Genomic DNA, 25,141 nt, shown 5'->3' with positions numbered 1-25,141 from the left:
AGCCACTGCGGAACTCGGAACAGCTTATACCGGTGCTATTACAAATGGCAGCTATGTTACAAGCACCCAGGCTACAGCTTCGAGTGGCTGCGGAGCAGGCCTAGCCATTTCACCCGCTTTGAAAGCTGCAGAAGCTAATAAGCTCTTTACGGGAAAAATATATCCCAACCCAAGCAGTGGACTGGTACAAATTGAAATAAATACGCCTGTTTTTAGATCGGCGACAATCACTGTTCTTGATATGTTTGGAAGAAATTTATATTTGGACAAAAAGGCGCTTATAAAAGGGAATAACACGATATCTTTGAATATTGCTTTCCTGCCTTCGGGAACTTATATGATCGAGGTGGGAGATGGCAAAACGATTCTGGAAAAATACAAGGTGTTAAAACTATAATAAAGACATTAAATTTTATAGGATGGAGCTGGCCTTTGACGTATCTGCCGCATCTTTACACCGATTTCGAAAGAAGAAAGAAGGGGAAAAAAGTGAGTAGATAACACATTATAGCTCAGAGCCCATAGTGATCAGAGGCGCTAATCTCATCCCGCGCACAAATGCCCTCAGCGAAAGCTGAGGGTTTTTTGACGTAGCGTATCATAGATCTCTTCAATGAGCCAGGCCGGCCAACAAATGACTCTCAGCTTCCCTATGCGTATTTTTTGCATTGAGTGAACCTATTGCTTATCTTTCATAAATGACTACTTCTACAATTGCTCCATTCACCCCCGGGAGAACAATTAAATATGCATCTGCAAAGCCCCGCATCGCTTCGATCGACCTGCTTCGTGGCCTGGTTATGCTGATTATGGCCATTGATCACCTGAGGGACCTGCTTCACCTGGGACATCCCGACCCAACCGATCTGCAAACGACAACGCCGATCCTTTTCTTTTCGCGTTGGATTACCCATTTCTGCGCTCCGACATTTGTCTTCCTGAGTGGCATTTCCGCATTCCTGGCGGGTAAGAGGCGGACCAGGGACCAGTTGGCCGGCTTCCTGATAAAAAGAGGCCTCTGGCTGGTCCTGGTCGAGTTGGTTATCATTAACTTCATTACTTCGGCCGATCTCCTTTATCATCTCATCGTACTCCAGGTAATCTGGGCTATCGGCGGCAGCATGATACTCCTGGGCTTGCTGGTCTGGGCAAAGGCGAGTCCCGCAGTCATCGGTGGCATCGGGCTGACCATCTGCCTGGGACACAACATTATCGATCTTCTGCACAATAAAACCATCGACACAAACATTCTCTGGAGGCTCTTCCTATCCTCCCGCGGCTTCACTATTGCGGACCCCGTTGGATCTGATCGCATCCTGCTCATCGCCTATGCCTTGCTGCCCTGGACAGGCGTGATGCTGATCGGATATTCCCTGGGGATCTTATACACAAAGGAGGCTGTCAAACGTAAACGGGCTCTGACAAACATCGCCATCCTCCTGCTGGTCATTTTTGTTATTTTCCGCCTGTTCAACATCTACGGCGACCCGGCTCCGTGGTCCATCCAAAGAAACACGATACTGAGCGTCATCTCCTTTTTGAACGTAACCAAATATCCCTGTTCGCTGATGTACCTTTGTCTGACCCTGGGAATTGCGTTATTGATCCTTGCCAATACCGAAAACGCTGGTAACCGGTTCGCGAGTATCCTGATCGTCTATGGCAACGTCCCTTTTTTCTATTATGTCTGCCACTGGTTCCTAGCCCAATCTATTACGATCATCCTTTTCTTTTCGATGGGACATAACATGAGCGGAATAAATAGCGACAAATTCGGCTTCCCTTTCAGCCCCAATAATTTCGGCCTTCCGCTGGTTGGTGTATACGCCGTATGGCTGTTGCTGGTTACCTTGCTGTATTTCCCTTGCCGGTGGTTTGGGCAGTATAAAAAAACGCACGGGCAGTGGTGGCTGAGCTATCTTTAAGCCCCGGGGCTGTCCAAACATCCACCCCGGGGAGTAACCATTAAACCTGCCAGGCATTTATGGTATCTATTTCTGCTTTTTCCAAAAAACATGGGACACTCAATACCCATCGTTCTGTTTTAAGGCCGGGTTTAACTGCAGTGCAGTAGTGGGTATCGGGAAAAGACGGCGGTTCACATCTGCATCGGTCTTAAACCCCCACTTACCTTCATATTTCCCAAACCGGATCATATCATTCCTGTGCCAGGATTCCCAGGCAAATTCCCGGCATCTCTCCGCATAGATGGAATCCAAGGTAACATCGGCCCAAGCGGGAGAACCGGAACGGAATGATCTTAATTCGTTCACTAACGAAAGTGCCGTTTGCCCTTGCGTAGGCGTTCCCCCGCGAAGGATGGCTTCCGCCTTCATCAGGTAAATATCCGAATAGCGGAACATCGGTATATCATTATTCTGGTTGCGGTTCAGGGAACTTCCATCCGGATATATTTTAATATTCCGGTAGCCCATATTCCAGGCAAGCTCATCGTTGCCCACATCGAATGAGCCGGAATCCTGTCGTAACACAACATTGGGAGTGCAATTGATCTGGTAGGTATAGCTGGCGGACGGATCGGGTCCGGAATAAAACTGGTCATATCCCTGGTTAGTAGTAGTGACAGTCGCAGGCGTCACGCCGTCGTTCATATATTGCAGGCCCGTCAGCCATTGTTTGTTCCGGATATCATTGGGATCATTGAAGTTAGCATAATATTCGGGCAGCGTGCTTATCGCCGCATCCGGAGTGAAAGGCAAATGATATTTTGACACCAGGCCCCTGGGTACATCATAACGGGCATGCAGGTTCTGACTCCGGAATGAGCCTAAGCCGATAGCAGTAGGATCAAAGGGAATTGCAAAAATAAATTCCTTTGTTTGCGGTCCATTGTCCGGATAGAACATCTGAAGATAGGTGACAGCAGGCTCCAGGGCATACTTCCCGGAATTGAGGATATTATCGCAGACCGCTATACAATCATTGCTCCGATCGGCGCCTGTGTATACCTGTGCATTCAGATACATTTTGGCTAAGATCGCATAGGCGCCCCATTTAGTGAACTTTCCGTAAGTCGACGACCCCGTTTCCGCGCTCAGATTGGGAATAGCCGTCTTAAGTTCGTTCTCAATAAAGGTGAAGACCTGTGCCCGGGGCACATTGGGATGCGGTGTAAAATCACCATAAGCCGTATCGATCGGCACATTGCCATAATTATCCATCATCAGAAAATACGCGAATGCTCTCAACGTCTTCAATTCGGCAAATGTCCTGCTCTTGTAAGATCCTTCGGGCATATTTTGCCCTAAAATAGACAGCGACTGATTGGCCAGCCCGATAACAGTGGACAGCCAGGTCCAGTTCTCATTCATTTTAGGATGATCCTTTGTCCAGGTATGATAATGCAATTGCTGGAATTCGCCGCTATTATACCAGTTACCGCCTTTTGCAGGGAAGATGGCTTCATCGGTAGTCAGTGTTTCCAGAAAGAAATACTCAACAGATATATCCCCTCTTAAAGCCACATAGGCAGGGCCCGCCGCGGAAGCAAACTGTGCCGAATCCTTTGGAAAAACAGCGGGAGTAAGCTCAGACGTAATAGGCAAATCCATTTTATGGCAAGAAGTGAATAACCCCGTTAACAGTAACAGATAAATTATATATTGAAATATCTTTTGCATATTGATGATTTTACCGGTGAGTATTAGAAGGATACGTTTACGCCAAGTAAGAACGTGCGGGTTTTCGGATAAAAATTATTGTAGTCCACGCCCGGCGCAAGACCTCCCTGGTTGACTTCCGGATCAACGCCCTTGAACTTTGTTATCACGAAGAGGTTGTTTACGGATGTATACACTTTAACAGACCGGATATACGGGCTTATTTTCCTGAAATTATAGGCCAGCGTAGCATTGTCAAACCGGATATAGCTGCCACTCTCTACGAAGCGCGAAGAATACAGATAAGCGTTTATATCGGCCGTGCTCTCACCGGCCGCGTCTTTGAGAATATTTGTGTATTGCGCCGTGTTTGGCCTGAACAGGTCTGCGCGGGTAGCATTGAATATTTTGTTGCCAAATACGCCCCTCAGGAAAACATTCAGGTCGAAATTCTTATAATGGAAATTATTCGCCCAGCCCACCAGTAATTTAGGCTGTGCATCTCCTATATAGTGATAGTCTGTTCCAATATTCGGCGTGGTCGTCAGTTTCCCGTCTCCGCCGAGGTATTGGGAAATTCCGGCTGTATTCTTTCCCGCATACAGGGGTGAAAAAAACTGCCCAAGAGGTTTTCCCTGTTTCAGGATCTCCAAAGAATGGCTGGACTGACCAAGGCCTTCCGGGTTGGCTAATAGAATGGAATCGCCTCCCGCGAACAGGGGGTTGGTCAGGCTGGTGATCACATTCTTATTATGAGCCAGGTTTAAGCTCGTTGACCAGCTGAAATCGGCATTTTTAACGGGTGTAGCCGTCAGGCTTAATTCAATCCCTCTATTACTCATGCTTCCTCCATTGGCAACAATGGTTCCTGACGGGACGAGTATGGGGTCTACCTGATAAGAATAAATCATTCCGGTGGTCTTCTTGTCATACCAATCAAGGGTAGCGTTCAGCCTGCCCTGCAGTAAGCCGAGATCGAGTCCGATATTGGTAGTGGCTGTTTTTTCCCATTTCAGCTCCGGGTTGGCCGTTTGTGTCGGGCCGTATGCCCCGATATAGCCTCCCCCATTATAGTAGGTGCCGAGACTACCTGAAATCAATTGAGCCGTAAAGGCGTTGAAGCCGCTGGCATTACCCGTGATGCCATAGCTGCCTCTCAATTTCAGATCGCTGAAAAGACCCTGTCCCTGCATAAATCCTTCCTGGCTTATCCTCCAGGCCAATCCTGCGGAAGGGAAATATCCCCATTGATGGTCTTTCCCGAATACGGAGCTTCCGTCTCTTCTGATCGACGCCTGTAATAAATATTTTTCCTTGTAATTATAATTCAGTCTTCCAAAGTCCGAGATCAGCCGGTTTTCCTGGTAGACTCCGTCGGCCCCGAAAGATATATGGTAACCGGATACCGCATAGGGGTTACTAAGGGCCAGGTTATTGTAAATTAAATTGTCCACGGGAAAATTACTGGTTGTCGCCTGGAAACCGTCTCCTATCTTATTACTCTGCCAGGAATAACCCACTACGGCATTGACGGAATGAAATCCGAATTTTCTGTTCCAGGTTAAAAAGGTCTCGAGTACTTTAGTGGTGTTCTGATAGGCACTTCTTGTCGCCTGCCCGTTCTGTCCGAAATTTTGTTGACTGTGGTACCCGAGGGACGGATCGGGGGTATTATACATATTGTTATAATTGGTGGTATAATATTTATTATAATATTCCCCGTGCAGTGAAGTAAAATTGATATAAGAAAGATTCACATCGTATAGCAGGCCGAATGGCAATTTCACTTCTGTAGTAAAACTACCGATCAGGTTATTGTATTTGGTATTCATCTGGCTGTTATTCATCAGGGATACCGGGTTATAATAATTCTGAGTGTTGAAATTCTCAAAATACGACCCATCGGCATTTTTTACCGGCGACACAGGCAAATAAAGGGTCGATTCCAGCAGGACTGTATTGCGGTAAGGTATATCGTTCGCACTGCTGTTGGAATTGGTCACATTCACTCCGAACTTAACCTTATCATTGAGCGCATATTGCTCAACAGACAGCCGGGCAATAAACCGTTGAAGGGAACTATTCAATAAGATCCCTTCCTTATTCACATAGTTCAGGCTTACATTATAGTTACTGTGTTCGGTGCCACCGCTGAAGGAGAGATTTTGGTTAAGCGAATAGGCGGATTTTCTTTGCACTGAATTCTGCCAGTCTGTATTAGCGCCCTTGTCATCGCTCGGCGCAAATGCCTGCCCGTTTTTGGTAAGAAAAGCCCTCAACGCTGCGGCGTCCATCATCTTTAATTTATTGGATACTTTTTCAACTCCCGCATATCCGCTATAGGCTACCTGCATGACGCCGTTTTTCCCCTTTTTGGTCGTAACGATGATAACGCCGTTGGCCCCGCGGTTGCCATAAATGGCCGTCGCGGCCGCATCTTTTAAAACATCAATGGAAGCGATATCATCCGGAGCAATCGCCGAAATATCGGCGCCCGGGATCCCGTCAATAACATAGAAGGGGCTCTGGGAGCTGTTAATAGTCGATGCACCACGCAGAACGACAGCAGCGGTCTTATTAGGATCGCCGCTGGCAGTAATATTCAGACCCGGAACTTTGCCCTGCAGCAATTGGCCCACATCGGTGATGGCCCCCTTGTTCAGGTCTTCGTTTTTGATCGTGGTGATGGAGCTCGACAAAGCTTTCCGGTTCTGCCTGCCATATCCGACTACAGCCACCTCATTTAGGGAAGCGTTGCTTTCCGTTAAACTAATATCGATCGTCGTCCGATCGTCCACCTTTGCCTCCCGGGAGTCATATCCTACATAAGAGAACACCAATATATCCCCTTTGGATACCGAAATGGAAAACTCCCCGTTCTCATCCGTCGATGTGCCCTTTTTGGTAGCTTTCACCGTAACGCTGACGCCTCCCAAAGGTTTGCCATCAGCAGTCGTGACTTTCCCTTTAACAATCGTCATCACCAATTCCGGACCCTCAGAGGCCGGAGAACCTTCCCGGGGTCTTATCACCACCGTTTGCTCTACAATGAAATATTCGAAAGGCTGGTTCTCGAAGCATTTTTTCAGCGCCTCCTCCAGACTGGCATTTTTCAGGTCAAGACTGACTTTGGCAGCCTTTTCAAGCTGCCTGGTCTTGTACCAGAAAGAATAGCCGCTTTGTTTTTGAATTTCACTGAACACCTTCTCCAGCGGGACTTCCCGGAGAGAAAGATTGATCTTTTGCGAAAACCCGCTTGCCGAGACCTGCAGGCAGGCGACCAGAAGAAAAAAGGCTGTCAACTTCATAACTAGCAGAGTTTTGGTTTGAAGCCGGGAGAAAAAAGCAATGGATAAGGCAGGAAGTCCCGGCCCGATTTTGCCATAAGCAGTCGGAATCATAATTTTGATTTGATTTGGGTTAACAATAAGCAGTTCCTCAAATAATTGTTTATAACGAGTTAACTCAGCCATCCGCCGGGGACGCCACGAACGTTCCCGGTTTTTTGCTTTGTCAACGAAAGCCCGTTGCTGTGTTTATTAAGCTGATCCTTAAGACCTAATTTATGGTTTCATTTATGATCTTACTATAATCTTACTATGATCTTGTTATTTTCTACCGTAAGCCGTATATCGCTAAGTTTCAGAATTTTCAGTACGCCTGACAGGCTGGTATTACGGGAGACCCGGCCCGTGAACCTTTCGGTCGGGACAGATCCTTCATAGACCACTTCGACATCATACCACCTTGCTATCTGACGCAGTATGGTCTGGAGGTTTTCATCCCCGAATTCGAATACGCCGTTCTTCCAGGCCATCGCTTTTTCTACATCTGCGTTGGGGATCCATACCATTTCTCCATTCTCCTGCAAACGGGATTGCTGGCCGGGCTTTAATATTCCTGAGGCGCCCCCTTTTGCCACTTTCACAGATCCCTCCAGCAGGGTGGTCCTGATCGTTTCCTCGTCGGCGTAGGCGTTGACATTAAACTGGGTGCCAAGCACTTGTATTTCCATCGGATGGGCAGCTTTCAGCCGGTGATCTGCCAGCACCCTGAAGGGCATCGAGGCATTTTTGACAATTTCAAAATAGGCTTCGCCGGCGACTTCCACTTTTCGTTCTGTGCCTGTAAAAACCGCCGGATAACGGATCGAAGAAGCCGCATTCAGCCACACCTGGCTGCCATCGGGCAAAACAAGCTTATACTGGCCACCTTTCGGCGTTGCCAGGGTGTTGTAACTAATTTTATCAGGATTGTCTCCGGCAACGGACTGGTATTGCAGCTGGCCATCCCTGGATTTCACGACCCGGGTATTTCCCTGGAGTGTCAGGCTGCCTGTCCGGGCACCGTCCAGTACGATGGTCGAGCCATCGTCCAATGTCAGCACTGCTTTATTACTGCCGGGCAGGGGGTCTTTGTTTGACTGTGGTGTTTGTTTTTGAAGGGCTATGCCGGTTATTGTATTCCTGCCTAATAGCACGACCAGGGCCCCTGAAGCAACCAGAAGGAGCAGGGCGGCTCCGGCAAACCGCAACCTCTTCATTTGGAATACCAGTCCGCGTTTATTCTCATCGTTTTTTATCCTTTGGCGGATATTACCGAGCATTTCTTCCTTCAATGCCTTTATTACCGGAGCATACTCCGGCATGAGCGATAGCCCGGCATCATTGAAGCTGTTATACCAGTCCGTAAATTCCTTTTTTTCTTCTTCTGTTATGGATCCCGCTAGCCATTTTTCAGCCAGTTCCATCATTTTTTTTGAATAAGGCAGGTCGGTCATGAAAGCTATTTTCATAATAGCCAAACAAGGGGAGCCGATCCCTTAGCCGGAAAGAAAAAAATTATTTCAGGCGGGCTATCAACAAGGCTGAGGAGAGGATGATTGCGGCGAGGGCGGGTAGCAAGGCAAAAAAATGACTTAACCCGGCTCTTAACTTGCGGAGGGCCAGGGATAAATGTGCTTCGACGGTTTTTTCGGCTATTCCCAATTCTGCAGCGATCTTTTTTTGGGGATAGCCCTTATCACGGCTTAGTTGGAATACTATGCGGCACTTTTCGGGCAACTCCTTAACAAGAGATGCCAGCTGTTGCTGCAATTCATTGAATTGAAGTTGATTTTCAGTATCTAAGGCTGCTTCCTGCCAATTGAGGGATGCGTAATTCCGGTAACGTTGCTGCCGGTTTTTGGAAGCCAGCCGGTTAAGAACTTCGTATTTTACGGCTGTCGCCAGGTAAGTATTAAGCGTGTATTCGAGCTGTAGGGAATGTCTTTTCTTCCATAAATTATAGAATATGTCCTGCACGAGTTCCCTGGCTTCTTCGGCATTATCCAGGCGATGCATGGCTACCACGAATAATCTATCCCAGTAACGGTAGTATATTTCAGTGAAGGCAGCATCATTACTGCCCTTCAGCAAAATCACCAATTCTTCGTCCTGGTATGTTTTAAATAGAGCCATAGGGAGCAGTCATTCCGGTTAAGAGTAAAGTTATAAAAAAACAAATATGTATTAATTTTTTTTTCGACGTAGTTAAAGGACGGGCGAATTAGCCTTATCCGGGGTCAGGCGAAGTACTGAAGGCGAATATGGCAATTAAAAGATTCAAATGCGGAATTGCTGATTGCTGCACGGACTGCTTATCAGATCACTCTTCTACTAATGCTAATTTAAAAGATGATCCCGAAACTTATTTGGGGAAATACCTACTTCTTTTTTAAATAAACGCGAAAAGTATGTCGGGTTTTCAAAGCCAAGTGAAAACGAAATTTCAGAGATGTTCATTTTTCCTTCCGTCAGCAAGTTCTTTGCTTCCGAAATTAAATACAAGTGAATCAATTCTAACGCCGTCTTGCCGGTTTCCTGCTTAAGCAGATCGCTCAAATAGCGTGAAGAAACATGTAGCTTTTCAGCCATATGGGTTACTCTGGGAAGCCCGGACTCTTGTATTTTTCTTTCTTCAAAGTAGGAAGTGAGCATTGCATTGAACCTGGTAGCTATTGCTCCCGTTAACTCTGCCCGATTAATAAACTGTCTTTTGTAAAAGCGCTGCCCATACTTAAGCATGGTTTCCAGGTGACTAAGTATAATGGCCTTGCTATAATCATCAGTGTTGTTATGATATTCCTTGTCGAGTGCATAAACCAGGTTCCAAATTATATCTTCTTCACTTGGCGAAAGGTGTAAAGCCTCGCTAACTTCATAATCAAAATAGCCGTACTTCTTTATTGCATGGTGGAGACTGCTGCCTGATAAAAAGTCTTCATGTACAAGTAGTAAAAACCCCTTTTCCTGCAACTCAACATTTTTAAAGGCGATAATTTGATGGGGTTTTGTAAAAGACATTGACCCGCGGTCATGATCGTATTTTGTTTTACCGTAAAACACACTTCCGGATTTCAGCTTTCTAAACCCGATAATATAGAAGTCTGCGGTAAATTCGAGTTCGTTGCCACCACAATTATTTTGGTCGCCATGTAAAACACTGAATAAGGGATGCTCAGGAGGCTTAACTCCAAGTGCTTCATGTAAGTCGCCTATCTTATCGAAATGATCCATCGTAGCGGTTTAATAGCAAAACCCGTTTAATCGGATTCTGCTAATGTAAGTTTTTATTTTCCGTGTGCTGCTACAGAAATATCCTGCCATTCTTCCCAGGTTTTCAGGCGTTCATCATAAGTATACTTGATCCACGGAAAACCAACCTTACCCAAGATCAGTCTTAAAGGAGGATTTTCAGTATCAACCAACTTAAGCACAGCAACGGCAGTAGCCTCCGGTACACCAGAGTCTTCTGGACTGTGTGCCGCAAAAAGTGCTTTTCTAACGTCATCGTACTCGGATAATTGCTTGCTTTGTGCAAGGGAAGCCGCGCTAAAATCAGTAGAAAAGCCATTGGGTTCCAGTATAGTCACTTTAATTCCGAATCCGTTCACTTCTGCAGCCAATGTTTCACTAATCCCCTCAACAGCGAATTTCGAGGCGCTATATATTCCCATCATGGGTATCGCAACCACACCTAAAGCGCTGGAAAGCTGTATGATGCGACCGGACTTTTTTTCGCGCATAATTGGTATCACGGCCTGAGTAATCCATAATAAACCAAATACATTCGTTTCTATCTGCGCCCTGATTTCTTCTTCATTCAATTCCTCGATTGCACCCATATGTCCGTAACCCGCATTATTGATCAATACATCAATTGTGCCAAAATGAGCCTTTGATTTTGCTACTGCATCGAAACAGGCGTTTCTATCAGTAACATCTAATTGCAGAACCAGCAAATTTGATGGGTATTCGTTAGCCAGTTGATCTAACGAATCCGGATTCCTTACGGCTGCCACCACCTGGTCGCCACGCTTTAAAAAAGCTTCGGTCCAAATCCTGCCTAATCCACGTGAAGCACCAGTTATGAAAATTGTCTTTGCCATGATACTATGTTTTGTTTTTATTACAATGCAAATCTCAGCCAATTTTTAGTTGATGTTATGATACAAAAGTCGGTAATAATGAAACATTTTTACTATGGGCCTACGTTTAACAAGTAAATCACTACCATAACTATTCATTTAATTAAACCCGATAAAGCTCTGATCAGTTTCTTTGGAAACTTCACAATAATTTTTTCATTTACCTTTTAATTATTATTCAAGAAATCTCAATGCACTTTTCACAAACTCATCGTGATACTGAAATATGCCGCCATGACCTGCATCTTTATAAATGATGATTTCAGAATTTAAAATACGATTTTTCAATTCAGTTGTGTTACTAACTGGCACCATTTTGTCGTCTTCACCATTAGCAACCAAAACAGGGTGTTTAATCACCGATAAATCTTGTGGTGTTTGAAGCCCGAATGCATTAATGGCTATGAGTTGATGTTGCAAATTTTTCAAACCCATCTTTTTGCCTCTGTTTTCGGTCCGCTCTTTTAGTCTGCTTAAATATTCTTTTGCCACCTTTCGGCCATTTTCATTTCTATTAAAGAAGAGATAAAATTTAGGGTCTCTAAAAGTCAGATATGCTTTAAAAATATCCTTGTAAGTGATGTTGGGTATTCTGCTGATGCCTTCGCCACCAGCAGGACCATTCCTGCAAGAATAGCTCTACGCACAAGTTGCGGCTCCTGAAGTAAGATTTCTTGTGAAATAAATCCGCCTAAGGAAAACCCAAAAAGGTCAATTTTTTCATAACCCAATGCTTTAATGAAAGCTATTGCGTCTATCGTCATTTCAGCAACCGTTAGTGGAGTGCTTCCTTTTGTTGAACCTACACCACGATTGTCAAAACAAATTATTTGATGTTGAGTTGCCAATCCATCCATAATTCTCGGGTCGCATTCATCCATTGTAGCGGATAAGTGATTGAGAAAAAATAGTGGAATACCCGATTTATTTTCACCAAACTTGCGATAAACAAATTCTGTTCCTCCAACATTGATGGATTGAGTTTTTACATTTTTGAAATTCATAATTGCAGTTTTTTTTTGAATTTTTATTCTGATTGTTCGTTTATACAGTTACTTTATTTATGATTTTTCAATTGAGGGAGGAATTAACTTGTACATTACCGGGGTTACAATTCTTGATAGTATAGTAGAACTTATTAGTCCACCAATTAATACAATGGCTAATGGTGCTACAAGGGGATTAGGGTTCAGCGCAATTGGAAGTAGTCCGCAAATGGCTGTTATTGATGTTAACACAACAGGCAGGAATCGTGTTTCTCCGGCCATATTAACAGCATCATCTATGCTGTGACCTTCTTCACGAAGGTGGTTGGTAAAATCTACCAGTAACAGGGAGTTCTTAACCTGGATGCCGGATAAGCCGATGAAGCCAATGATAGACACGAGTGACATGGGATTGCCGGTTACAAGCAACAAAACTACTCCGCCCAGGATTCCCAGGGGTATGATGGATAACACTATAATAATTCCTTTAAAAGTTTTGAATTGCAACAATAACACACCTATAAAAAGGAAAGCACTCAGCAATATGATGGAAAGAAAGTTCCCACCCAATGCATCGCCTTCTGATTCTGCTTCTCCCGATAATTTGAAATAATAACCGGATGGCAATTTCAATTTGTTAAGTTCCGGAACAATGTCCTTCAACACATCGTTCGCTAACACATTATCTTTTGTTAACGAAGTTACCTTTGCAAAGCGGGATTTATTAAAATGATTAATTGCTGTAGGAGAGCTTTCAAAACCAATGCTCGTTACCTGGTCAATTTGTACCGGGGTTCCCTGTATGTTGTTCACATAAAGATTCTTTAACGCATCAAGATTTGAGAATTTTTCCCTGGGAATTGTGATCATCACATTTCGTGCATCGCCCCTGTCATCTATATAATCTCCAACATTCAATCCGGCTACGGCCATGCGTATTACCTTATCTATATCGCTGGTAAGCACACCCAATGTTCTCGCTTTTTCTTTGTCGATCTTCATTTTTACATCCGACTTATTTACGTTCAGTTCGTTATTTATATAGAAAGTACCGGGATGCTTTCTTAAAATGTCTTCCACTTTAAAAGAGAGGGCACGCAGGGTATCCTGATTCTCACCAAATACTCTTACTACAATATTCGCTTCAATAGGAGTGCCCTGTTCAAAGTCTTTCACTTCAATTTTTGCATAAGGGAAGTCCTTAAATTTTAATCTTAGTTTTTTGATCAGATCAGTTTTTGATTTCGGACTGGCCTCATCATCCAACTGAACAAAGATCTGGCCGAAATCAGGTTTTATATCCTGTTGGTGTACGTTGTAATATACCTGGGGATTACCCTTACCTACATTGGCTGTATAGTAAACCACCTCTTTATGATTCTTTAATTCTCCCTCAATCAATTTTGTGACACGGTCACTTTCCGGAATATCAGCTTGCAAAGGCATTTTGATATTGATCAGGAACATTGGTTTTTCTGACGTTGGAAAGAGCTTAAAGCCTGCTAGTGGAAATAACATAAATGCAAGCACACTCAATACCAATGAAATTGTTATAGTTACCTTAGGCCATTTCAAGGCTTTAGGCATTATACCACGATAAGAAAAACTAAGGAATTTCTGCAAATTTTTAAGGAAAAAATTACCTTCTCCATGAGTATGTGTTTTTAACAGACGGCTTCCAATAAAGGGAACCAATGTTAAGGCTACTATCATAGACGAAAGAACGCTTGTTATAACAGCCATTGGCAAGCTGCGAATAAATTCGCCTGCCATATCGGGTAAGAACGCAAGTGGTAAAAAAGCGATTACCAGGGTTGCGGTACATCCAATAACAGCTACTCCTATTTGTTGGGTACCTTTTAGAATAGCATCTTTTTTTGAATGGCCTTCCCGTAGCCAACGCTCAATGTTTTCTACCACTACGATACTGTCATCTACCAATAATCCCAATGCTACAACCAGGCCAACGATACTCAATTGATTTAAGGAGTATCCAAATAAATTCAACGCAATCAAACCTAAGGCAAGCGACAGCGGAATAGAAATCATAACAATAAGGGATGCTCTGAATCCTAAAGGCAAAAGGGTGACAATAACTAAGGCGATCGCCAACATAAAATCAAATCCTAAATGCCCGAGACGTTGCGAAACCATGTCGGCCTGGTCAAAATTTTTGATCATTTTTATATTAGCAGGTAAATCTTTAACAAACTCATCCAGCACCGGCATGTACTCTTCCTTCACCTTGCTTATGTTTACGTTATCCTTCATGGCAGCCGTAACCAGTATGCAACGGTTGCCATTTATACGGACGATGTGGTTTACGGTGCCATCTTTATAACTTACAGCGGCGACATCCTTTAGGTAAATAATTTTCCCATTAGCATTGTAAATAACCGTGTTGGCGACATCTTCTACATTCTTAAATTTTCCACTCGTCTTCACGTTAAAAACCTTACTGTCAAGATTAATACTCCCACCGGGTATATCTGCGGCTTCACTCTGCAGGCTACCTACCACAATATTGAGCGGAATTTTAAACTGGGCCAATTTGTCCAGTTGCATGTCGATGCGTATTTCCTGTTCCGGCATCCCGGCATACTTCACTTCTTTAAGGTTGGTTATCTTTTCCAACCGGGTTTTAAGTACATCCGCTTCATCTCTCAGGGTTTTACCCGAGGCAGTATTTGACACCAAGGCAATCTGTATAATCTTCACGTCGGAAGAAGAAATCTTCTCAGTTTTGATCATATAAATATCCTTCGGAAGTTCGCTGTTTTTTAAAGCGTTTATTTCGGTGGAAATTTCCTGATATTTATTGTCTACATCAACGCCATATTTGAATTTTGGTTGTATTACAGCAACCCCATCTTCTATTGACGTAAGGATTTTATCAATATTTTCCAGGCCGTAAATTTTATTTTCAATGGATTTCACCACCTGTTCTTCCATATCCTTCGGACTTGTACCGGGGTAAATAACGGTTATCAGATATTGCGGTGGATGAGTGGTAGGATCTTCCGACCGGGGCATGGTAAAGAGTGTAAGGACTCCAACTACAGCAACCAGGAGGAATATGATCAGCGTAAACTGATAATTTTTAACGGAAAAATTTGTAATCTTCATGGCTTATTAGTTTACTTGTCTAATTAGTTTACTTGATAATTTTAATGAGAGACTGTTCGTTCAGGTAAGCGCTATTAGAAATGACAATTTGATCTACCCCGTCTAATTTATTTTTCAAATACACTTTGTCATTGTCAAATTTCAAGATCGTAACCGGGACCTTTTTGACCCTGTTGGTTCCTATTGTAGTAAATACAAATCCATTATTACCATCGGCTTCCACCAATGAGCCATAAGGAATAACCATAACATTTTTGGTATTTTTTATTGCTATTTCAGCTTTGCCAAACAAGCCTACTGCAGGTTTGGTATTGTCTAATGCAATTTTTACTTCTATTTGAAAGGAGCTGCTACCAACATCAGCAGCCTGGGATTTCCTGAAAACTTTGGCATCGAAAATTTTATCGGGAAAGGCATCCAACGTTACGGTAGCTTTGTTGCCAATTTCAATGGCTGCCCATTCTTTATCTGTTACGCCTACCTTCAATACCCAATCAGATGCCCCGGAGCTTTCGTTTATAGCCAATACTGACGTACCGCCATTTACCACTTCACCTTCATTGGCCAATTTTTTCGTCACAAAACCATCCGCGCCGGCATAGATATATGCGTACTTCTTATTAAACACTACAGCATCAACTGTTTTTTGTGCAAGGTCTAATCCTGTTTTTGAATTTTGTAATTGCTCCAGCGTAGCCACGCTATCCCGATATAGATTATTAGCCCGTGTATAATCCCTTTTGGCTTTTTCATAGCCAAGATTTGCCTGGGCCACCTGGGCATCAATTTCAGTGATTTTTAAAGTGGCTAATAATTGTCCTTTCTTAAAAAACTGGCCTTCACTGATATTAATGCTTTCAATAACTCCACCAATTTTAAATGAATACCTCGCTTCATTTTCGGTGGTTAATAAACCAGTTGTGGAGATTGAAGACGAAGACTCCAACCGCTCAACCGGTATGGTTTTTACAGGAATTGTTTCTTCAGCAAATTTTGCTGTGTCATCTTTTTTTTGTTTATCACCACAAGAAGAAAGTGCTATTGTTGCGGTAACTAATAACAAGGAGAAAAATTTAATCGTATTCATGAGTTTATTTTTATTTAATGATTAATCCTGCGTTTGCTCTTTCAATTTCAGCCTGCTTTATCCACGTATCATATAAGGAGATATTGGCCTGTAACCTGGCAGATACGAGTTGGTTTTGAGCATCCAGTAATTCAATAAAGAGGGAGGTGCCTTCTTTGTATAGCCGTAGCATATCCTTGTAATATTTTTCAGAAGCGATTACCTGGGAAACAGCCGCCTGGTAATTGATAACAGCAGCAGTAAAAGTATTTACAGAGATCTTTACCTGTAATGCAAGCTGTTGTTCTACGTAACTGGTTTGCGCATTAATATTTTTCATATCTGCCTCAGCCTGTTTTACCCTATGCTTATTTTTACCACCAGAAAAAATATTATATTCCAGTGAAAGACCTAAAAAGTAGTAAGGTGTCTTATTATTTATTGTAAAATCAAATCCCTGGGAGCCGACATCGAGGAAGGAATTAAGCTTCGGTTTTTTATACGCATTCGCAAGCCCTATGAGATTATCATTAATTGCTTTGGCGGTATTTAGTTTTAGCAGTTCTTCCCGTTTATTTACAGCAGTATCGTTGACAATATTTGTATCAGGAATATTATTGATCTGGTCGGTCAGGACTTCAGTGGTTAGTGGCTGATTCAATAAAAAATTGAAATAGGCTTTTGCATTTGCCTGTGTCTGTTTTCCGGTATTAAGTTGTGCACTAATTTTTGTAACTTCATTCGTACTTCTTATAACTGCTGTGCGGTTCACCTTGTCGTTATTAAAAAGTGATGTATTGATCCGCTCATTTTCTTTTACCAGCAGCAAAACATTTTCGTAGATTTGGATAGCTTGTGTTGCCTGTAAGTAATTGTAGTAAGCAATTTTTACTTCTTTGGCAAGCTCTCTCTTGAAGACATCAATTTCTATTTTCTGTAAATCGTATTGCTGGCTCCTTATTTTTTCATTGTAAACAAGCTCTGCGTTTATGATAGGGTATATCGTATGCAGCTTAACATCATAAAAATTATTCGGGTTAAGCAAAATACTTTGATTCTTTACCTGCGGAAAATTGTTACTGGCGGTTAGCTGATTGAGTGTTGTATATACAGGATTCATCAAATCGCCAATAGGAATATCTACCGTTCTCCCGCCACCTGCAAGTGTGTAGCCAGCGTTAAAACTCACATTGGGAAGAAAAAGTGATTTCGCTTCTTTTAATGCATATAAATTTTTTTCAAGAATAAATTGTTGCTGCTTTATACTTTCATTATTTATTAACCCATATTCTATATACCGATCCAACTGCTTTTGGGCAAAACCGGCATTAGGAAATTGTATTACAACAAAAAAGACTGCACTGATTATGTATTTCATTGATCGTTGTTTTTATTATGAACAATGTTCATTAATGAAGCAAAAAAAATTACATTTTCTCTATTATTTTTAAAAATTCAGCATAACCATCGGAAACGATATGTTCCTGATTTTTAATGTTAACGCCAGCGCATCGTTTACTGATCTCAAGGCTACACATACCATGCACCAGGCTCCAGATCATAAAAGCAAGAGGTTCTGATTTATGGCCCGTAAAATGCCCCATAGCCATGCATTGTTTTACTGTAGTGTGTAATACATCAAAAGTAGCTTTGCCTTCGTTCCATTCTTCTTCCTTCCGGGCATCTAAAAATTCCATGGGTGCTTTAAGGGTGAACATTAAATCATACATATCGGGGTTTTCACCAGCAAACTGAATATAAACCTTACCTAAAGCCTTTAAACGTTCCATTGGATCATTCACGTTATATAAGACCTTAAAATCGCCGCTTAATTGTGAAAAGCCCTGCGTATGTAAGGCATGAAGTATGGCATTTTTATCTTTAAAATGCAGATAGACAGTCCCTATACTATAATCAATGCTATCAGCAATACTTCGGATGGTGGTTTGTTCTACCCCCTTGTCAACAAACAATTTTTTGGCCCCCTTCAAAATAAGGGCTTTGAGGTCTTCCTTCTCTTTTGCCTTTCTATCTGCCGTACTCATGAAAATATTTTATAGTGCAAAGTAAATGAACATTGTTCATTTTTACAAATATTTCTTTGTTTAGCTTTTTTGCCGGCGCTTTCTGACCATTGGCCATTGCAATTGCTTTCTCCATGGATGCAGCAGCGTTCGCAGAATTACTTTTAACAACAGGAATACCCTGACTACAGCCTTTAAGAAGTTCACGGGTACACAGCTTCTGGTTTTCAGAAGATCTACATTGAATGGTTTTCTGTTAACACATCAAGTTTAGTATCTACAGCTACCGGTTCCCAAACAGTAAGGTCTTTTAAAAGATTTTCACTATGCTGTTTTATTGCATTAAATGCATCTTCGCCCAACTGTAATCTTAGCGGTGTGTTTTCTGAAACCAGCGCTTTATCGATAGCTGCTGCTGCCTTTAAAGGATCGCCTTCCTGGGTACCGTTCATTCCTTTGGCAAAATTTCTTGTTTGTCCAACAGTATCTTTATAGGCAGTTATTTCCGGCATATATTTCATAGCCGAACCTGCTAATTCGGTTCGGAAACTACCCGGTTCCACAATAAGCACTTTTATACCTAATGGGGCTAATTCGGCAGCCAGCGCCTCTGAAATACCTTCCAACGCAAATTTTGAAGCGGAGTAGGCTCCAAATCCCGCAAATGACATCTGCCCTCCCATACTGCTGATATTTACTATTGCCCCCGAACCTTGCTGTCTGAACTGCGGCAAAAATGCCCGGGTTACTGCAACTGCTCCAAAAAAATTAGTTTCCAATTGCGCCCGTAATTCTTCTTCAGAAGTTTCTTCCACTGCTCCTACAATACCATATCCTGCATTATTTATCAGGACATCTATCCGGCCAAAACGGGCAATGGTATTTTTTACAGCCGCATTTATTTCATCCTGGTTATTAACATCCATTTTTAACGCCTCTACCTGGTCGGGTGCTATAGATTTTATACTTTCCAGCTTATCCAAACGTCTTGCCGTGATTACTACCTGGTAACCCTGCTGAATGGCATATTCGGCAAATGATTTACCAAAACCCGCGGACGCCCCTGTTATGAACCATACTTTTTTTTCCTTATTTTCCATACTTGTGATTTTTGACATTTTATTGATCTGAACTTCGTTTAAACAACTACCCCGTAGCTCACCTTTACTCTATCCATAACCACATGGGTATAAAAATGTTTTACATTAGGGCTGTCCATGAGGTTCTTTTTTGAAAACTCTTCAAAGTGACTCATGTCTTTCGTGTTAACAATCAGCACAAAATCGTAGGTGCCGGTTACATAATAACACTGCGCTACTTCCATGCAGGCCTGCATAGCTTCTTTGAATTTATCAATTGCTTTTGAACTTCCCTCGTGCAACACTACATCAATTATGCAGGTAATGCCCAATCCAATAGCTTTTGGAGATATGACAGCAATATCAGCTTCAATGATTTTCTCCTGGCGAAGCTTAGTTATTCGGCGCTGAATAGCACTCTGGCTCAGATTTACGATCCGGCTTAATTCTTCCGTCGTTAATTGGTTGTTCTTTTGAAGCTCCTGTAATAGCTGTCTGTCATAACTATCCAGTTGGTGCATAATTTACCCCTCCTTAGGTAAAAATAGAATAAAATGGTTGCAAAACAGACGAATGCGCAAAAATTATGCACCACACTAACGCTAATTTTGCTTCATTAAATAAAGAACAAATATGAACAATAATGAAATTAAGCTTCCCCCCGATAGCCTGTTCTCCCTGGAAGAAGTAGAGAAATTCAGAAGCGAAACCAAAGGAATTCGGAACGTAATCCACCTCAACAATGCCGGTGCCGGTCTTATGCCTGATATGGTTACAGCAAAACAGTTAGAGCATATTAATCTCGAAGCAGAGATCGGCGGTTATGAAGCAGCAGCATTCAGGGCGGATGCAATAGGAGAGTTTTATAAGGAGGCGGCACTGCTATTCAACTGCAAAGTGTCGAATATCGCTTTTACATCAAGTGCTACCGACTCTTATACCCGGGCGCTATCCGCTATTTCCTTTAAAGAAGGGGATGTTATCTTAACCGACCAGGACGATTTTGTCTCCAATCAGATCCAGTTCCTTTCGCTCCAAAAAAGGTTTGGTGTTAAAATAGTGCATATCAACAATGCCGCCATAGGCGGTGTCGACCTAAACGATTTGGAAGAGAAATTAAAGAAACTCCGGCCAAGGTTATTGGCGATCACGCATATCCCCACAAATTCCGGGTTGGTCCAGCCTGTTAAAGAGATTGCGAAGATCTATGCGGATTATTCACCTTCCCATGCTGATAGATGCTGGTACATACTTGATGCCTGTCAGTCGGTGGGGCAAATGAAAATAGATGTACACGAATTAAAATGCGATTTTTTAAGCGTTACCGGGAGGAAATTTCTGCGGGGGCCGAGAGGTACGGGGATTTTATATATTTCTGACAGGGCGTTAAATTCCGGCCTGGAGCCGCTGTTTATCGACATGAGGGGTGCTGAATGGTTGGAAAAGGACCATTACAGACAGCAACCCGATGCCAGAAGATTTGAGGACTGGGAATTTGCCTATTCAACGGTTTTGGGAACCGGGACTGCAATCAACTATTGCCGGGGAATCGGAGAAGACCGGATATGGAAGCAGGTGCAACATTTATCCGGCTTGCTCAGAGAAAAATTAAATGCGAACGGAAAGATCAGGGTTTTGGATAAGGGCCCGGACCTGGCAAGTCTGGTAACCTTTACGGTGGATCATTCAGACCCTTTATTGCTCATCCGTGAATTATCGAAACGTAAAATCAATGTAGTTCCCAGTTACCGTGCGTTTGGCCTGATAGATTTTGATGAGAAGAAGGTCCGTTGGGCTATCAGAGCCTCTCCACATTATTACAATACGGTAGACGAAATAGAATTTTTCGCAGAAAGTCTGCGCGAAATTATCAGATGATGATGCCATGGCTAATTACCCGGTTATTCTGAATGTCAATCACAAGGATACATAGTTCTTATAAAAAAAACACCATCAAATATCTTATTCCATTGAGCTTTGTGATGGGTATGTAAAGCATTACCCTTTATGGACCCGGACATATAAAAGTTATCGTTTGCAGTCCGGTTGTTGTCATTATACGGCCTGAAATTAATAAATGCATAGCTGTACTGTTCATTTACCCATCTTTCGAAACTATTTGCATTCGGTTTGGGCAAATCATATTTTTTTTGAGAAATTCTTCCGGCACTACCCTTAAAAGAGGTAAAACCCAGGATATAGGCGTTCGCCCCCCAAATGCTATCCGTTGTAAATATGGCGCCCATTGTTTTTGCCTGATTAACAAAATCTTCAGGATAATGTCCATTGTATTTTGAAATATGATAATTAGCCGCCCAAACGATAATTTTCTTACCGGGATACTTGTATTCAGCCAACCATTTCAGATTATGCGCCATTTGCTCATCCCTTGTATTAAGCCGTTTCCAATAATCAGTTCTGTATTCATATTGCGTGTTTTCCTGAATCAGGTTATCCATAACTATCATCCAGTAATCATCAGGCGATATTTTTTCGCCGAGTTGTTGTTTTATCTCAGGCAGGAGAATAGCCCTTTTTCGCAAAATACTGCTATCTAATGCCGTATTAATGCTGTTTCGCAAATAAGCAAGGAGTGGTAATATTTCCGTTGAATAGTCAGCTTGTCTGGTTAATGGGAGGTTATATCTTTTCAAAATACTATCCAATTTCAAGATCAGATACCTTCTGGAATAATCCATGGATAACTGATCATCGAACCCTGACAATATCAGCGGGTTCCCCGATTGGCAACTTTCGGGAATATATTTGTAGAACAACTGATTACAGGCGCTACATGCAGTCCAAACCCCAAAAATATTTTTTACTATAAACGAATCTATGGCGCTAGATGTTTTAGGAACAAGATCCCAGCCATAGGTTAATGAAAAAAAATCCGATTCGAAGGCCAGTACGTCAAAACCCTTTTTTTCATGCAGGTATTTTATTATTCTGGTTTTCGCCAAAAAAGTGGGGGCATCGCCATGGTCTTGTTCACCCAGAAAAACAATCTTTGAATCACCAATCGCAGTGCCAATATTTTCAAGGTCAGCATAATCGGAGGAATCAGGCGCTATCGTTTTAACGGGAAATATATTCTTCCTTACATATTCTTCCATTTTTTGTTGTCCAAATAAGGTAGCCGAATAGAATATTAAAACAAACATAAATGAAACTCTACCTATAGGATGACCGATCAGGAAAAGAAGATTGTTTAGATTCAGGAACTTATTCATATTTGTATATTACTACTATAAACTATTGCATATTACTAATATAAACAAAATGCTACAGCCTTTTTGAATTCGTTGTAATCCGGCTCGTTGTCAGAAGCCCAGGAGACAATCCCATCAGGCCGTATCAGTACAGCGCTCAAGCCTGATTGTTCCTTGGCTCTACCCGAAACATACCTGATCCGGTCTCCGTATTCACCCGCCAACGTTTTTAGCGACGCATTCCTGTCGAAGTTGAGCAGGATCCCATGGCCATCGTGCATCAGGTCACCAATCTTCGCACCGTCTTCCATCTCAAAGTTAGGAACGCTGTGGCCTATCAGAGGGTGATTCCCACCAGGATCGTAGTGTGTGGAAATGCCCCATACTCTACCGGCAAAATAGGTGGCGCCATCACGTGTATCCATAAGGTCGCGGATAATCGCGTTCAGTGCCCGGGCATGGGGCTCAGGTCCCATGATGGCAACCTGGGCGCGTGACCAATCCAGAACCTTTGCCCCAATTGGGTAACGTTCGGTATAATAACTATCCAGGAGCCCTTCCGCCGCTTTGTTTTGAATGGTTGCGTGAATGGTTGCGGCAAGTTTCCAGCCCAGGTTCATGGCATCTCCCAGTCCAAGGTTAAGACCCTGGCCTCCCAACGGCGAATGAATGTGTGCGGCATCGCCGGCTAAAAGTATCCGCCCGTTGCGATAGGTGGTAGCCTGCCTTGCCCGGTCAGTCCAGGTGGTTGCTATATGCAGAGCGCAGATGGTAACGTCGGTATTGGAGACGCGGCGCAGTACCTCCTGCACATGTTCCCGTGTAATTGGCTTTTCTGAATGATGAAAGGCCCCGCCATCAAAATCCTGTATTTGTACGTAACCTGGCTGGGATTGCAGGTACATGCCTGTTGGCGTCACATTCCGGCCCGGACTGAGTTTCTCCGGGTCGGCAATGTCTATCTGGGTCGTGTAGCCGGTAAATTCCGGCTCCGTACCGGCGAATTCAAAACCGCCCGTTTTGCGAACAACACTCCGGCTTCCATCACAACCCACCAGCCATTTACCTGTAAATTCTTTCTTTACGATAGATCGGTCACTTGCCTGAACAGTGTCACCTGCCTGCACAGTTACGCCATCGTCGTTTTGATGAAAATCAATAATGGCCAACCCGCGCTTGATGGTTACGCCCAGGGTTTCTGCCCGGATGGTCAGTACCGTTTCCAGTTCCTCCATTTCAGAGATCAAACTGGTTTCGGTAGAGCCTGGCAGGCGATACTTCCACTGAGACCTGTCAATATTGCCGTCAAGAAATGGAATGCCGGCGAAGTGCCCTGCCTGACGCGCTGCTCCCTGTTTGGCATTTTGGTGAGGGTTTTTAACACGTTTATGAATCTCCAGTTCTTTTAGCAACCCACGGCGGTAAAGCGCTTCAATAGTAGGTACCGAGAGCCCCCGTATCCCGAAAGGAAGTTGTTTCAATGGCGAGTGGGGATTCTCCTCCTTTTCCAGGATCAGGACCGAACATTTGGCCAAGGCCAGTTCACAGGCTAGGAATAGACCTACAGGCCCGGCTCCGGAAATGATGACATCGTAAATAGCCTGATTTTGTGCGAATTTTTTGTTTTCAAGGGTAGCATCCATATAAAATGATTGAAACACAAAATTCCGGAAAGCTCCCTGGTCAGGCTTGTACAAACGCGACAAAATCGTTGCTTACTGTCTGTTTGCCTTTTTTTGCTTTTCGCGCGAATGCTGCGGGTGTAATGCCGCTGTAGCGCTTGAATTCCCTGCTTAGATGGGATTGATCCGCATAACCCAGCTCAAGGGCTATGCCGGCAATATTGGAATTTGGATAAAGCCATAAACGATTTCGTACCTGCTCAAAACGCATCAGACCGGACACGTCTTTCACAGAATAGCCGGAAGATTGTTTGAACTTCCTTTCCAATGTACGAACCGTCGCATGAGCAGCCGCAGCTACCTGGCTTACCGGCAGGGTGCCGTTTGCCTGCCTCATGGCAACTCCCGCTTTGAATAACATACTGTCATGGGCAATCTGCGACCGTGCATCCAGGAAATACTGTTTTATCTCAGCTATCGCTTCATGTATCCTTTCTGACTGAATCAACTTATTCAACGTGGATTGAAGCCGGGCGATAGGATGCTCGAATATGCGCAAGCCGTCTTTACCGGATGGTAATCCCAGCAAATCGAACACAGTCCAGGGAAAACATCGGATTCCAAGGATTTCCAAACGGTTTGTCGTCGTTACCAAAACAGGCTGATTGAGCAGTCCCATCATAAATGGGGATGGCAATGCCTGTAGGCTACCATTGTAAGAAATGCTGCAGCCGCTTCCGAAATGAAAAATAATTTCAGCGTAGCCATCAGGTAGTACTTCGAAATCCGATGGTTCTGCTCCAAATTCTCTGCTGTCGTACCAAAAGCACTTTATGGTATCCCGTAACTCTTCAGGTGGTTCAAATTCCTGGTGCTGCATTTTTGAAAGATAGGTACAATTACGCGAAGCGGAATGAAGGCTTGGATTACAGTGCAGA

20 protein-coding genes are annotated in these 25,141 nt (G+C 43.2%); 3 read left to right on the top strand and 17 right to left on the bottom strand.

What is annotated here, in order from left to right:
- On the top strand, positions 1–397 hold a 397-nt coding region (locus ACX0G9_RS22835), incomplete at its 5' end, for a T9SS type A sorting domain-containing protein (protein WP_459067282.1).
- Between the two features lie 301 nt (positions 398–698).
- Complete coding sequence (locus tag ACX0G9_RS22830) at positions 699–1,925, top strand: DUF1624 domain-containing protein (RefSeq protein ID WP_459067281.1); 1,227 nt, start codon at positions 699–701, stop codon at positions 1,923–1,925.
- A 99-nt stretch (positions 1,926–2,024) separates the two neighbouring features.
- Here ACX0G9_RS22830 and ACX0G9_RS22825 read toward each other — a convergent pair whose 3' ends face one another.
- The 14 genes from ACX0G9_RS22825 to ACX0G9_RS22760 form a co-directional block, all read right to left on the bottom strand.
- Positions 2,025–3,641 (bottom strand): RagB/SusD family nutrient uptake outer membrane protein, encoded by a 1,617-nt coding sequence (locus ACX0G9_RS22825; RefSeq protein WP_459067280.1) that lies wholly within the window; start codon positions 3,639–3,641, stop codon positions 2,025–2,027.
- A 23-nt stretch (positions 3,642–3,664) separates the two neighbouring features.
- Entirely contained in the window at positions 3,665–6,928 is a 3,264-nt protein-coding gene (locus tag ACX0G9_RS22820; protein WP_459067279.1) for a TonB-dependent receptor, read from the bottom strand.
- Positions 6,929–7,206: 278 nt separating this feature from the next.
- Positions 7,207–8,400: a FecR family protein gene (locus ACX0G9_RS22815; protein ID WP_459067278.1), complete on the bottom strand. Its 1,194-nt coding sequence runs from the start codon at positions 8,398–8,400 to the stop codon at positions 7,207–7,209.
- Between the two features lie 61 nt (positions 8,401–8,461).
- Entirely contained in the window at positions 8,462–9,079 is a 618-nt protein-coding gene (locus ACX0G9_RS22810) for an RNA polymerase sigma-70 factor (protein WP_459067277.1), read from the bottom strand.
- 204 nt (positions 9,080–9,283) lie between these two features.
- Positions 9,284–10,177 carry a helix-turn-helix domain-containing protein gene (locus ACX0G9_RS22805; RefSeq protein WP_459067276.1) on the bottom strand — a complete coding sequence of 298 codons (894 nt, stop codon included), beginning with the start codon at positions 10,175–10,177 and terminating at the stop codon, positions 9,284–9,286.
- A 53-nt stretch (positions 10,178–10,230) separates the two neighbouring features.
- A complete protein-coding gene (locus ACX0G9_RS22800) occupies positions 10,231–11,049 on the bottom strand; it encodes an SDR family NAD(P)-dependent oxidoreductase (RefSeq protein WP_459067275.1) in 819 nt (272 codons plus the stop codon).
- 213 nt (positions 11,050–11,262) lie between these two features.
- Positions 11,263–11,580 carry an alpha/beta fold hydrolase gene (locus tag ACX0G9_RS22795; RefSeq protein WP_459067274.1) on the bottom strand — a complete coding sequence of 106 codons (318 nt, stop codon included), beginning with the start codon at positions 11,578–11,580 and terminating at the stop codon, positions 11,263–11,265.
- 56 nt (positions 11,581–11,636) lie between these two features.
- Positions 11,637–12,092 (bottom strand): alpha/beta fold hydrolase, encoded by a 456-nt coding sequence (locus ACX0G9_RS22790; RefSeq protein ID WP_459067273.1) that lies wholly within the window; start codon positions 12,090–12,092, stop codon positions 11,637–11,639.
- A gap of 57 nt (positions 12,093–12,149) precedes the next feature.
- Positions 12,150–15,200, bottom strand: coding sequence for an efflux RND transporter permease subunit (locus ACX0G9_RS22785; protein WP_459067272.1), 3,051 nt, complete (start codon positions 15,198–15,200; stop codon positions 12,150–12,152).
- A gap of 28 nt (positions 15,201–15,228) precedes the next feature.
- The gene (locus ACX0G9_RS22780) at positions 15,229–16,287 is read right to left on the bottom strand and encodes an efflux RND transporter periplasmic adaptor subunit (RefSeq protein ID WP_459067271.1); all 1,059 of its coding nucleotides are present in this window, start codon (positions 16,285–16,287) and stop codon (positions 15,229–15,231) included.
- 10 nt (positions 16,288–16,297) lie between these two features.
- The gene (locus ACX0G9_RS22775; protein ID WP_459067270.1) at positions 16,298–17,644 is read right to left on the bottom strand and encodes a TolC family protein; all 1,347 of its coding nucleotides are present in this window, start codon (positions 17,642–17,644) and stop codon (positions 16,298–16,300) included.
- Between the two features lie 49 nt (positions 17,645–17,693).
- Positions 17,694–18,311, bottom strand: coding sequence for a TetR/AcrR family transcriptional regulator (locus tag ACX0G9_RS22770; RefSeq protein ID WP_459067269.1), 618 nt, complete (start codon positions 18,309–18,311; stop codon positions 17,694–17,696).
- A 215-nt stretch (positions 18,312–18,526) separates the two neighbouring features.
- Positions 18,527–19,390 carry an oxidoreductase gene (locus ACX0G9_RS22765; protein WP_459067268.1) on the bottom strand — a complete coding sequence of 288 codons (864 nt, stop codon included), beginning with the start codon at positions 19,388–19,390 and terminating at the stop codon, positions 18,527–18,529.
- A 38-nt stretch (positions 19,391–19,428) separates the two neighbouring features.
- Positions 19,429–19,890, bottom strand: a complete 462-nt coding sequence (locus ACX0G9_RS22760; protein WP_459067267.1) for an Lrp/AsnC family transcriptional regulator — start codon at positions 19,888–19,890, stop codon at positions 19,429–19,431.
- A 112-nt stretch (positions 19,891–20,002) separates the two neighbouring features.
- Between ACX0G9_RS22760 and ACX0G9_RS22755 the strand changes: the two genes are divergently transcribed.
- Positions 20,003–21,247, top strand: a complete 1,245-nt coding sequence (locus ACX0G9_RS22755) for an aminotransferase class V-fold PLP-dependent enzyme (RefSeq protein WP_459067266.1) — start codon at positions 20,003–20,005, stop codon at positions 21,245–21,247.
- A 35-nt stretch (positions 21,248–21,282) separates the two neighbouring features.
- Here the strand turns inward: ACX0G9_RS22755 and ACX0G9_RS22750 are convergent, their stop codons facing one another.
- The 3 genes from ACX0G9_RS22750 to ACX0G9_RS22740 are packed head-to-tail and all read right to left on the bottom strand — an operon-like array spanning position 21,283 to position 25,083.
- Positions 21,283–22,602: an erythromycin esterase family protein gene (locus ACX0G9_RS22750; RefSeq protein ID WP_459067265.1), complete on the bottom strand. Its 1,320-nt coding sequence runs from the start codon at positions 22,600–22,602 to the stop codon at positions 21,283–21,285.
- A gap of 35 nt (positions 22,603–22,637) precedes the next feature.
- Positions 22,638–24,224 (bottom strand): FAD-dependent monooxygenase, encoded by a 1,587-nt coding sequence (locus tag ACX0G9_RS22745; RefSeq protein ID WP_459067264.1) that lies wholly within the window; start codon positions 24,222–24,224, stop codon positions 22,638–22,640.
- A gap of 40 nt (positions 24,225–24,264) precedes the next feature.
- Complete coding sequence (locus ACX0G9_RS22740; RefSeq protein WP_459067263.1) at positions 24,265–25,083, bottom strand: helix-turn-helix domain-containing protein; 819 nt, start codon at positions 25,081–25,083, stop codon at positions 24,265–24,267.
- Between the last annotated feature and the right edge of the window lie 58 nt (positions 25,084–25,141).

Source organism: Flavitalea flava (assembly GCF_054461575.1).
The sequence above is the reverse complement of the archived record's forward strand: the minus strand, read 5'-3'. Positions and strand labels throughout refer to the sequence as shown.